5 protein-coding genes are annotated in these 12,488 nt (G+C 71.0%); 1 reads left to right on the forward strand and 4 read right to left on the reverse strand.

The genetic code is table 11. The features are described from left to right. Window positions 1–30 precede the first annotated feature (30 nt). From arfB to recC, 4 genes are read right to left on the reverse strand one after another with little or no spacing between them, the layout of a single operon-like run. Window positions 31–435 carry an alternative ribosome rescue aminoacyl-tRNA hydrolase ArfB gene (gene arfB, locus HWX14_RS05315; RefSeq protein ID WP_175881835.1) on the reverse strand — a complete coding sequence of 135 codons (405 nt, stop codon included), beginning with the start codon at window positions 433–435 and terminating at the stop codon, window positions 31–33. Beyond that, complete coding sequence (locus tag HWX14_RS05320; RefSeq protein WP_175881836.1) at window positions 432–2,756, reverse strand: AAA family ATPase; 2,325 nt, start codon at window positions 2,754–2,756, stop codon at window positions 432–434. The genes arfB and HWX14_RS05320 overlap by 4 nt, the downstream gene beginning before the upstream one ends. Continuing rightward, a complete protein-coding gene (recB, locus tag HWX14_RS05325; RefSeq protein ID WP_175881837.1) occupies window positions 2,753–6,460 on the reverse strand; it encodes an exodeoxyribonuclease V subunit beta in 3,708 nt (1,235 codons plus the stop codon). Before recB ends, HWX14_RS05320 begins: the two co-directional genes overlap by 4 nt. Beyond that, complete coding sequence (gene recC / locus HWX14_RS05330) at window positions 6,457–9,795, reverse strand: exodeoxyribonuclease V subunit gamma (protein ID WP_175881838.1); 3,339 nt, start codon at window positions 9,793–9,795, stop codon at window positions 6,457–6,459. The genes recB and recC overlap by 4 nt, the downstream gene beginning before the upstream one ends. Window positions 9,796–9,975: 180 nt before the next feature. Between recC and HWX14_RS05335 the strand changes: the two genes are divergently transcribed. Further along, window positions 9,976–12,270 (forward strand): FUSC family membrane protein, encoded by a 2,295-nt coding sequence (locus tag HWX14_RS05335; RefSeq protein ID WP_175881839.1) that lies wholly within the window; start codon window positions 9,976–9,978, stop codon window positions 12,268–12,270. Window positions 12,271–12,488 lie beyond the last annotated feature (218 nt).

Consider the following 12,488-nt stretch of genomic DNA (forward strand, 5'->3'; position numbering starts at 1 on the left):
CCTGCGACGGGCGCCGCCCGCCTTCGTTCGTCAGTCGATCACCTTCCCGCGCCCCGACTTCACCACGCTGCGGCGCGACTTGTGCTCGAGCCGCCGCTCCTTCGACGCGCGCGTCGGCCGCGTCGCGACCCGGGCACGCGGCGTGTATGCGACGCTGCCGATCAGCGTATCGAGCCGTGCAAGCGCGGCCTCGCGGTTCTTCTCCTGCGTCCGATATTCCTGCGACTTGATCACGACGATGCCGTCGCGCGTGATGCGCTGGTCGGACAGCGCGAGCAGCCGCTCCTTGAGGACCGGCGGCAGCGACGACGCGCGAATGTCGAAGCGCAGATGAATCGCGCTCGACACCTTGTTCACGTTCTGCCCGCCCGCGCCCTGCGCGCGCACGGCCGTCCATTCGACGTCGGCCGGATCGAGCGTATAGCGGATCATCATCGCGAAGCCTCCGTGCGGCGCCGCGCGAGCGCCTCGTCGACGCGGGCCGCGAGCCCCGAATCGCGCTGCGTGCGCGTCGCGACCGCCTGCGCCAGCACGCGCCGCGGCCCGATCACCTGCACGCGCATGCGGGCACGCGTGACGGCCGTGTAGACGAGCTCGCGCGTGAGCACCCGGCCGAACGACGCGGGCAGCACGAGTGCCGCTTCGTCGAATTCCGAGCCCTGTGATTTGTGCACCGTCAGCGCGAACGCCGTTTCGTGCGGCGGCAGCGCAGCCGGCGACACGGCGCGCGCGGTGCCGTCCGCGCGCCGGAACCACACGCGCAGCACGCCGTGCGCGTCGGGCAGCGCAATGCCGATGTCGCCGTTGAACAGGCCCAGCGCATAGTCGTTGCGCGTGACCATGATCGGCCGCCCGGTGAACCAGTGCGCGCCGACCGCGAGCGGTACGCGCGCCGCCTGCCGCACATGCGCGGCCACCAGCGCATTGACGTGTTCGGCGCCGCGCGAGCCGCTGCGGGTCGCGCACAGGATCCGGAACCGGTTGAGCGCGTCGAACAGCGGCAGCGGATCGGGCACCGGCGCGGCCAGCGCGTCGCGCAACGCGTCGAGATAGGCGCCGAAGCGCCGTGCGAGCCGCTCGACCGTCGACGACGCCAGCATGTCGCCCGCATCGTCGTGAAACGACGCGGCGGCCGAATCGTCGGCGGGTAGCGCATCCAGCGCGGCCTGTACGTCGCCGCGGCGGATCGCCAGCGACAGCCGCCCGATCGGCGAATCGAGACCGAAGCGGTAATTGCGTTCGAGCCACACGACGCAGTCGGCGAGCGGCGCCGGAGCGGGCGTGCCGGCGGACGCGGCAACGGCTTCGCCGGTCAATGGCGACGCGGCCGTCGTCGCCGTCGCCGTCGCCGGTGCAAGCGCCGCGTCGTCTGCGTCGAACGGCGGCAGCTCGACGGCGTCGAGCCATGCGAGGTCGTCGGGTTCGATCCAGGCGGGCGCATTGCCGTCTGGCGCGCCGGCATCGATCGGTGCGGACGCGGTGGACGGTGGCGGCACGATGTCGATGTCGGCCGGCGACACTTCGTTATCCTGTGGTTCGTCGTCGAAGAGCGACGCCTGCCGCGCATCGACTTTTGGCCGAGGTGCCGATTTGCGCGAAACGGGAGCAGACGCCGATGGCGACGCCGGAGCACGTGCGGAAGCGGAAACCGGCTGCGCGGCCGGAACCGCTGCCGGCGCGGCTTCGTCCGGCACCGGCAACGCCGCGACGAACGTCGCCTCGTCGATGCCCAGCGCTTGCGCGATGCGCATGCGCGCCGCGACGGTGAACGCCGGTCGCGCGCTCAGCTCCGCGAACACGGCGCCGGCCTCGACCGCGGCCAGTTGGTCCTTGTCACCCAGCAACACGAGCCGCGCGCCCGGCGCGAGCGCGTCGAGCAGATGCGCGGCGAGCGCGACGTCGATCATCGACGCCTCGTCGACGACGATCAGGTCGTACGGCAACGGATTGTCGCGATGATGCCGGAAGCCGGCCGCCCCGCCGCCGCCCAGCAGCCGATGCAGCGTGTACGACGTGTCGGGCAGACGCGCCGCAAGCTCGGGCGGCAGATCGCCGGCGCGCGCCTGCAGCGCCTCCTGCATCCGTTGCGCGGCCTTGCCGGTCGGTGCGGCCAGCGCGATGCGCAGCCCCGGGTGCGCGTCGAGCAGGCAGGCCAACACGCCGACGACGGTCGTTGTCTTGCCCGTGCCCGGCCCGCCGCTGACGATCGTCACGCGGCCCGTCAGTGCGACGATCGCCGCGACGCGCTGCCAGTCGACTTCGCCGCTGGCCGGCCCGAAGTAGCGGGCGAGACTGTCGCGCAACCGGTCGGGCGACAGGCCTTCGTCCGGCGCGGCGACACCGGCCTGCGCGACGAGCGCATCGGCGAGCCGCCGTTCGTAATCGAAATAGCGCGACAGGTACAGGTGATCGAGCCGGTCGACGATCAGCGGCCGCTCGTCGCCGCGCGCGAGCGTGCCGAACGCGACCACCCCGCTCGCGGCAAGCGCCGCGCGCACCTCATCGAGCGGCGCCTCGTAACGCTGCGCGAGCGCGCCGAGCGCGACGCACACGTGGCCGCCGGCGGTCGCGCGGCTCGTCGCGAACGCGGCGCGCGCCGCCCAGCGTGCCGCCGCGGACGGCGCACCGGCACGTCGCGCGAGATCGCCGATGCGGCGCGCGAAGCCTTCCGCGAGCGCGATGCCGAAATCGGCCGGCTCGGGCAGCCGCGCGACGAGGCCGCCGGTGAATTCGAGCATGTCGTCGGACGCGGTCATGCGCGGCCCCCTTCCATCATCCGGTCGAGCGCGTCGACGAGCGCGCGCGCGGGCCGTCGCGCATGCACGCCGGCCGGCTCGCCGCCACTGCGCCAGCCAGGCCGCACGCCGCGCACGAACAGGTACAGGTAACCCGCGATGTGCGTGTCGTAGTCGTAATCGGGCAGCCGGCCGCGCAGGTAGCGATGCAGCGCGACCGTATAGAGCAGCGCCTGCAGGTGATACGCGTGGTCGGCCATCGCGACGTCGAGCGCGCGCGGGCCGTAGGCATCCGGCGTCGTGCCGAGGTGGTTCGACTTCCAGTCGACGATCCAGAAACGGCCGTCGTGTTCGACGATCATGTCGATGAAACCCTTGATGAAACCGGCGAGCGTGCCCGCCTCCAGTGCCACGTCCGGATAGCCGTGCGCGACCAGCAGCCGGCGCAGCGCCAGCAGGTCGAGCGACGGCGCCGGGAACAGGAAACCCATTTCGTCGAGCCGCTTCGCCGGATCGAGATCGGCGAGCCGCATGCCCGGCACGAGCTCGGTGTGCACGACGTCGTCGACGAGCCGCGCCATCATCGCCGGCAGGCGCGTCGCAAGCTCCGGCCCGGCCTCGACCGGCCGGTCGTGCAGCGCGCCGAGCGCGGCCTTGTGCCACGATTCGGGCTCCGTGAACCGGCTGAGCTCGAACAGGCGGTGCAGGCATTCGCCGGCCGCCGCGCCGCGCGGGAACATGAGGATGTCGTCGTCCGGCGGCTCGGCCACGACCGTGTCGGCCAGTATCAGTTCGCCGTCCGGCGTCACGGCAGCAAGCGCATCGTGATCGGGCCGCAGTTCGTCGTCGGGCACGGCCGCGACGCCCGCCTCCTCGCGCGCCATCGACGCGGTCAGCGAGCTGAAGCTCGCCATCCGCCACGCATCGCGCAGCACGCGCGTCGCATGGCGCGCCGCGAGCGTCTGCGACGCGTCGTGCCCGGCCGCGAGACGCTCGCGGCGCGCAGGCACCGGCAGCGGCGCGACGCTCACGGGGCCGCCCGCGAGCGCGTGCCACGCCGCATCGAGCGCGGCTTCGTCGGGCGGCTCGTCGAGCCACGCATCGAACGCATGGCCGGCGCCCGCGACGAGCCAGTTGAGCACGCTGCGCCGCGCTTCGCGCGTCGAGCGCGACGACAGGTAGGGGCCGGCCACGACATAGCAGCGATAGACCGCGCGCGTGAGCGCCACGTAGACGAGCCGCGCGCGTTCCGCGGCCTGCTCGCGCAGCGCCTGCCGCGCCGCGTGCGCGGCCGCTTCGTCGTCGCATCCGTAATGCAGCACCGCATCGCCCGCGTCGTCGTGATACTCGCGCGCATCGGGCAGCGCGGACGAAGGCGGCTCGCGCAGTGCGCCGTCGTTCAGGAACGGACAGAACACAATCGCGTATTCGAGTCCCTTCGACTTGTGCACCGTGACGATCTGCACGAGGTTGCGATCGGATTCGAGCCGCAGTTGCGCTTCCTCGCCGCCGCCGTCGAGCCGTTGCGCGGCGAGCCAGCGCAGCGTCGGCGCGATGCCCGGCTGCGCGGATGCACGCGCCTGCGTCAACTCGGCCAGATGGTTGATGTCGGTCACGCGGCGCTCGCCGTCCGCACCGGCCATCAGCCGCTCGGCGATTCGCAGCTCGCGCGTGAACGTGCGCCACATCACCGCGAAGCCGCGTTCGCGCCACTGCAGCCGATACCGCGAAAAGCGCTCGACCCAACTCATCGCGTCGGCACTGTCGGCCGCCGACGCGCCGGGTGGCGCATCGCCGTCGCCCTGCTCCATGCGCCACAGCGCGCCGGCATCGAGCCCGAACCAGTCGGACGCGAGCGCCGCGCGCAGACGCCGCAGGTCGCCCGGCGCATCGATCGCCGCCAGCACGCGTTCGAGTTGCTCGGCGTCGCCGGTCGAGAACACCGACGCCTGCGCGAGCTCGACGCTGCCGATGCCCCATGTCGCGAGCACGCGCTTCACGAGGCTGCCCTGCCGGTGGGTCTGCACGAGCACCGCGATGTCGCCCGGCGACAACGGCGTGCTCCCCAACCGCACGCGCCCTTCACGCGCGCCGCGCATCAGTCGCGCGATCTCGGCTGCGCAGGCCTGCGCAGCCTGCGCTTGCGCATCGCGCTTGAGCAGCATGCTTTCACCGCCCGGCAGCGCCCACACGCGGAAATCGCCGGCCGGACCCGGATCGGTTTCGTCGACGAATGGCGCACGCACGCGCGTGCCGGCGCGCACCGCGTAATAGTCGAGCCCGTCGAGCACGAACGCGCGCGGATTCGACATGAAGAAGCGGTTGCACGCATCGACGATCGCGGGCGTCGAGCGCTGGTTGACCGCGAGCGTGTAGCACGCGCTCGCCCGTGCGCGCGCGGCGAGATAGGTATGCAGATCGGCCGCGCGGAAACTGTAGATCGCCTGTTTCGGATCGCCGACGAGGAACAGCGGGCCGCCTGGCGCGAAGATCCGGTCGAAGATCGCGAACTGCAGCGGATCGGTATCCTGAAATTCGTCGATCAGCGCGGCTGGATAGCGTGCGCGCAGCGTCTCGGCGAGCCACGGATGCGCGTGCAGCGCGTGATACAGGTTCGCGAGCAGATCGTCGAACGATACGACGCGCCGCGTGCGCTTGCGCTCGGCCAGCTCGCCCGGCGCCATGTCGAGCCATTCGGCGATCAGCGCGAGCCAGCGCGCGCGCTGCGCGGCCTCGGCGGCGGCCACGGCCGCTTCGAGCGCGTCGGCCACGTCGAAGAACGCGTGTGCGGGCGTCGCACCGCCTTTTTTCGTCGCCTTGGTCAGCGCGGTTTGCGTGAGCTTCAGTGCGGCTTTCGGCAGTGCGGCCGTCGCGTCGCCCTGCTCGAAATGCACGCCCCACGCGGCGAGCGCATCGGCGACCGCGTCGGGCTTGTGCGAGCGCTGATTGAGCGCGGGCTGCGCGGCGCGCAGCAGCGCATCGATCGCGTCGCGCTCGGCCGCCCACATCCGCGCGGCCTCCGCGAAGCATTCGGCCGCCGCCGCTTCGGCCGATTCGTCCGGCTCGGTCACGCCATCCCAGCGCAGCGCGGCGAGCGGCTTCTTCAGCCGGCGCGCGAGCTGCGCATCGAGCGCCGCCGGGCCGGCACCCGATTCGACGAGCCAGGTCGCGAAGCCCGGCCAGCGCGCGGCCGCCGGTTCGACGCGCATGCGCCAGAAATCCGCCGCGAGTTCGAAGCGCAGCGATGCATCGTCGGCTTCCATGTCGAACGCGAACGGCATTGCCGCCGCGAACGGCGCTTCCTGCAGCGCACGCTGGCAGAACGCGTGAATCGTATGGATCGCGGCCTGGTCGAACGCGCGCAGCGCGCGGCGGATCCGCTTTGCGGCCGTCTCGGGGTCGAGCGCGCCGTCTTCGCCGAGCGTGGTCTCGAGCAGGCGCGCGATGAACGGATCGCCGCCGTCGTCGCCCGTGTCGAGCGCATGCGCGAGCTGCGCGAGCCGGCTGCGAATCCGCTCGTGCAGCTCGGCCGTCGCCGCTTTCGTGAAGGTCACGACGAGGATTTGGTCCGCGCCGAGATCCTTTTCGAGCAGCAGGCGCACGTACAGCGCGCAGATGTTCCAGGTCTTGCCGGTGCCGGCCGACGCCTCGATCTGGTTGACGCCGTCGAGCGGACACGCGAACACGTCGAGTTCGAGCGCCTGCTGCTGTGATACGGCGCTCATGCGACCTCCTTCAGATGCTCGACGAGCGGCTCGAACACGAGCCGCGCAAGCGTGCCGAACGGCTCGTCGAGCGACGGATGCGCACCGCGCCACGCGATCGCGATCGCCGGATCGTCGGCTTCGCTCACGACCCGCTCGTTGATCCACACGCTCGCGGCCTTCGCCTCGCCGTCGGACACCCTCGCCCACGCGCTGCGCGGGAAAAACCGCAGCGGCATGCGCCGCCCCGCGCGAAACAGCGCGGCCAGCGGCGCGAGCCGTTCGAGCGGCGCGGCCACAGGCGTCAGCTCGAACGCGCCGCCGCTGCCGAACCACAGCGTGCGGCGCGGGCCGCCCGGCTCGATCGCACAGTAGACGAGATGCGCGAGCCACGCGGACAGGTAGTCGCGCGCGCTCGGCCGCGCATAGCGGTAGATGACCTGCCCGGCCGGCGTCAGCCGGTTCAGCGTGCCGTGCAATTCGAGCGGCGCGCTCACCGCGTCGGCCGCCAGCATCGCGTCGTCGGCGCCGAACAGCGCCTGCTCGGTGTCGGGCCACGTCGGCACGACGGTCAGCGAGAACGGCCGCCGCTCGATACCGTCGGCCAGCGCACGGCGCACGTTCGACGCAAGCTGCGTCATCGAACCGAGCGCCTGGTCGCGCCACACCGCGCCCGTCGCGCCGCCGGGCAGTTCGGGGCTCGCATCCGCGATGCGCAGCGCGTGATCGTGCACGCCGCCGTCGCCCGCTTCGATCAAAAGCGGCAGCACGCGCTCGGCCAGCGCGTCGCTGCCGGCGAAGTCCAGCGCGAACGGCTCGGTATCGAGCAGTTCGGCCTGCGCGTCGGCGAGCACGATGCCGAGCCGCCCGCGCAACAGCGCACGCGCCGGATGCCGCCAGAAGCGTTCGAATTCGCTGAACGCGACGGGCTCGACCGGCTCGGCCGGCAGCGGCTGCGCGAAGAACGGCTGCTCGCGCGGCCCGTCGCGCGACGCTTCGGCGGCCAGCAGCGACGCGAGCGTCGCCCGCTCCGCGTCGTACGAAACGAGTTCGCTGCCCGGCTGGAAGTATGCGGCCGCGAACGGCTGAAGCGGATGCTCGACGATGAACGCACGGCGCGCGGCATCGACCGCGTCCGGTGCGGCGCCCGGCCCGGCCGTGACGTCCGCCAGATGATCGAGCAGTTCGTCGACGAGCGCCGCGGGCGGCAACGGCGCATTGTCGCGAATGCTGCGGCCCGTATAGGCGATCAGCAGCCGGTCGCGCGCGGCCAGCAGCAAATCGAGAAACAGATTGCGCTCGTCGTCGCGGCGCTGCCGGTCGCCCAGCTTCGGCAGCACGGCCATCAGGTCGAATTCGTCCGCGCGCGCGAGGCTCGGCAGCACGCCATCGTCCATTCCGAGCAGGCAGACGACGCGATACGGCAGCCCGCGCAAGCTCGTCAGCGACGAGAACGTGACGCCGCCCCACGGCACGCCGCCGCGGGCCGGATCGTCGAGCGCCGCCGCGAGCCCCGCGCGGACGACGGCCGCCGGCAACGCCTCGTCGGGCGCACCCTCCGTCATCGCGGCCAGCATCGCGTCGAGCGCGTCGCGCACGCCGGCCAGCGCGTCGGCATGCGCGGCACCCGAATCGAAGAAGCGCGCGAGCGTGTCGGCAAACAGCTCGCTCCACCCGCGCGGCGTGTGCGACTCCGCAAGCCGCCGCGCGAAGCCGTCGAGATCGTCGGTGAAGCGAGCGAGCCGGCCGAGCAGTTCGGCCTCGCTGCCGGTGGCCGCCTCGATCGGCAGCCACGCGCCGATCGGCGCCGCGCCTTCGGGCATCGCATAGCCGAGAAAGAGCCGCGCGAGCGCATCGGAGAACGTATGGCGCGGCGCGGGCACGGCCGCGTCGTCGCTCGCGAGCGGCGACAGCCCGCGCCGCGCGCCGGCGGCCGCGAGCCAGCTCTGCACCGTTTCGAGCGCGGCCGCGTCGATGTCGTAGCGCGCGGCCACCGCATCCACGCGCAGCCACTCGACCAGCTCCGGCGCGCCGACCTGCCGCTCCGGCAACGCGAGCCAGTCGAGCAGCACGCGTGCGACCGGGTTCGCCTGCGACGGCGGCAGGCCGGTGATCCGGTAAGGCACGCGCGCGCCACCGGCGCCGGCCGTGCCGAACACCGCGTCGATCAGCGGCCCGGCCGCGGCGAGATCGGCCACCGCGACGAGCACGTCGGACGGCTGCAGGCTCGGATCGGCGTCGAACCATGCGAGCAGCCGGTCGTGCAGCACCTCGAGCTGGCGCGCGAGGCTGTGGCACACGTGCACCTCGATCCCGCGCTCGACCGGCGTATCGCCGATTTCGGCCTCCGGCTGCAGTTCGAGAATCGCGTTCTGCACGCGCGCGAGCCAGGTGGGCGCGGGATTCTCGACGAAACGCGACGCATCGCCCGACGCGGCGCTTTCGGTCAGCTCATGCAGCATGTGCAATTGCGCCTGCGTCTGCCTGCCCCATTCGGCGAGCAGCGGATGGCCGACTTCCTGGTAGTCGCGCCGCCCGGCCGCATCGAGCGCCTCGGCGTGCGCGGCGGTCACGATGTCGAACCAGAATTCGCGGCACGGGTTCAGCGCATAGACGCGCACGTCGATCCAGCGCGACAGTTCGCGCAGCAGCGCGACGTGCAGCGGCGGCATCGTCGGCAGCGCGAACACGCTGACCGATTCGGGCCAGTCGGCGCGTGCAACGGCATCGGCATCGAGATGGCGCGCTTCGACGAGGAAGCGGTGCGCGGGCGGCGTGCCGCTGTCGCTCAGCTCGGCCAGCAGCGCACGCCACAGCGCGGCCTGCCAGCGCTCGTCGTCGCGCGCGGCGTCGCTGATCCCGCGCGGCGCGCCGTCGCCCGCGAGCACCGATTCGCCGGCCTGCCACGCGGCTAGCCATTCGGGGCGGTAGGTCAGGTAGTGATCGAGCACGGCCGCGACGCGATGGGCCAGCTCGTAGCGCATTGCGTCGTCGGAGGCCGACAGATACGCGGCGAGCCGCGGCGACGCGAGCCACGGCGCGCCGTCGGCCGGCTGCGCGAACAGCCGGTAGCAGCGCCACACGAGCCGGTCGGGCGCGAACGGCGAACGCGCGGGCACCGTCAGCACGCGGCCGATCTGCGCCCACAGCCACTGCGCGAGATAGGTGAACTCGACGTTCGCGCACACGCCATTGCGCGCGGCGATGTCGAGCTCGAGGCGGCGGCGCAGCGCCGCGCTCGGCACGATGACCTGTTGCGGCGCCCACGGGCCGTTGCGGGCCGGGAACGCGGCCAGATCCTCGAGCAGCGCGTCGGCCAGCGTTTCGTGACGGTTCGAATAGAAGAGATGGAGCATGAAGCGGGCGTCGGAACCTCGCACCGGCGGGGCCGGGCGAACAGGATCACCAAGGATAGCAAATGGGCCGCCGCCGCAAACCTCGGCCGGACAGCCAGGTTTTGCGGAACGCGAAATACGATAGACTCGTCGCCAGTCAATACGCCGCCCCGGCGTCTTCGTCTGTCATTCAGCCCATCGATGCGCTATTCGGTCGAAATCAGAAAGTTTTTCTACAGCCAGTACTTTTTCGGCGGCCTGCGGATCGCGGTCGGCGTGTCGCTGCCGGCCGTGTTGTGCCTGATCGTGTTTCACAACCGGGAGCTCGGCTTCACGATCTCGACGGGCGCGCTCGGCGCGTGCGTGGTCGACATGCCGGGCCCGCTGAAGTACAAGCACAACGAAATGCTCGCGTGCAGCGTGATCGGCTTTCTCGCCGCGCTCGCGACCGGCCTCGCGACACCGAACATCTTCGCGCTGTGGCTCACGATCGTGCCGCTCACGTTCGTGCTGTCGCTGATCGTCGTCTACGGCAACCGCTGGCCGCAGATCAGCTTCGCGACGCTGTTCATGATGGTGATGACGCTCGAGGAGCAATTCACGCCGCTGCAGGCGTTCGTCAACGCCGGCTGGATTCTCGCGGGCGGCCTCTGGTACACGTACTGGGCCACGCTCGTGTCGCAATGGCAGGCGCGCCGGATCGAGCAGCAGGCGCTGGCCGAAAGCCTGTTCGCCTGTGCCGACTACCTGCTCGCGCGCGCGCAGTTCTACGATCTCGACGCCGATCTCGACGAGTGCTACCGCAATCTCGTCGCCCGGCAGATCACCGCGGTCGAAACGCAGGAAACCGCGCGCGACATCGTGCTGCGCAACCTGCCGAAGCTGCGGCGCGGCAAGCTCGATCCCGGCCGCACCACGATGTACAACCTGTTCATCAACAGCGTCGACCTGCACGAGCTGTTCGTTGGTGCGCACACCGATTACCCGCTCGTGCGCAATACGTTCGGCGGCTCGGACCTGATCATTTTCTATCGCGACCTGATCCGCAAGGCCGCCGCCGATCTCGAGGAGGTCGGCCTCTCGGTGCTCGAAAACCGCGCGCCGCATTCGCACATCAGCGTGAAGGCCGAGCTGCGCGCGATCGAGTACGAGATCGAGCTGATGCGCAAGAAGAACTTCGCGGCCACCAACGCGGAAGCCTATGCGGCCGTGCTCGCGACGTTCCGGCGCATCTGGAGCGCGACGCGCCTGATCGACCGGATGCGTCGCAACCTGTCGGGCCACACCGATCCGCAGCAAACCGAACTGAAGATCGACAAGGCGCTCACGCGCTTCCTGCAGCGCCGCCGCATGTCGCCGCTGCTGATCTTCTCGAACCTGAACATGCGCTCGCCGAGCTTTCGCCATGCGCTGCGCGTGACGATCGCCGTGGCGGTCGGCTTCTGGATCGGCCGGCTGCTGCCGCTCACCAACGCGTACTGGATCGTGATGACCACCATCATCATCCTGAAGCCCGGCTACTCGCTGACCAAGCAGCGCAACGCGGCGCGTATCGTCGGTACGCTGATCGGCTGCGCGGCGAGCGTCGCGCTGATCTACACGGTCAAGGATACGCACCTGCTGATCGCGATCATGTTCGGGTCGATGGTGATGAGCTACAGCCTGCTGCTGTTCAACTATGCGGCGAGCGTCGTGTTCACGTCGTCGTACGTGCTGCTGATGTTCCACCTGCTCGCGCCGGGCAGCATGCGGATCATCGGCGAGCGCGCGATCGACACGGTGGTCGGCTGCATGATCGCGATCGCCGCGAGCCGGCTGTTCCCGTACTGGGAATACCGGCTGATGGGCAAGCTCGTCACCGACATGCTGACGTCCACCCGCAAGTATTTCGAGGCCGTGTGGCGCGCCGGGCGCGGCATGTCGCCGCCGGTGCCGGTGCCGACCGCCGACGGCGCCGCCGTCGTCGCGGGCGTCGCCGCCGTGATCGAATCCCCGACGGCCAGCCTCGACGACGACTACCGCTACCGGCTCGCGCGCAAGGACGTGCACATCGCGTTCGCGAACCTCGGGCAGGCGTTCCAGCGGATGATGATCGAGCCGAAGGCGCACCAGCGTTTCGTGCCCGAACTGAACGACCTGCTCGTGCAGACGCACGTGCTCGGCGCGCAGATCACGGCTGCCGCGCCGCTGATCCGCAGCGCATGCGCGGCCGACGGCGGCCTCGTCCACGACGATGCGCTGCAGCGCGGCCTCGCCGCCGTGCTCGACAATCTCGAGAAGGCCGAGGCCGGCGAGCCGCCGCCTGCCGACCAGCTCGAAACGTCGAAGCAGATCACGCGCGATCTCGATGCGATGGTCGTGTCCGCGGAAAAATCCGAGGCGGTCGGCGCCGAGCTCACGCACGACCTGAAGGTGCTCGCGCATCAGTGCAAGCAGATGCTCGCGTCGTCGCTGCTGATCCGCAAGGATGCGAGCGTGATCCGCCTGCCGGCCTGACCTCCGGATGTCCGCGCCGGCAGGCCGGCCCGCGCACGACGCGGCTCGGCCTGCCGGCGCGCTTCGATTCAACGATCCCCCGAAGCATGCTCTACCCGCTCCATGCGGCGCGCGCATTCAGCGCGCGACCGCCCCACGCCCCGTTCCGCTCGCCGCGCCAGTCAGGGAATACCCGATTCCGGTCACCGGGTCCGGCTTGTTATCATTCGTTCACATTC

It is taken from the genome of Burkholderia sp. BCC0044 (genome assembly GCF_902832955.1).
Taxonomy (GTDB): Bacteria; Pseudomonadota; Gammaproteobacteria; order Burkholderiales; family Burkholderiaceae; genus Burkholderia.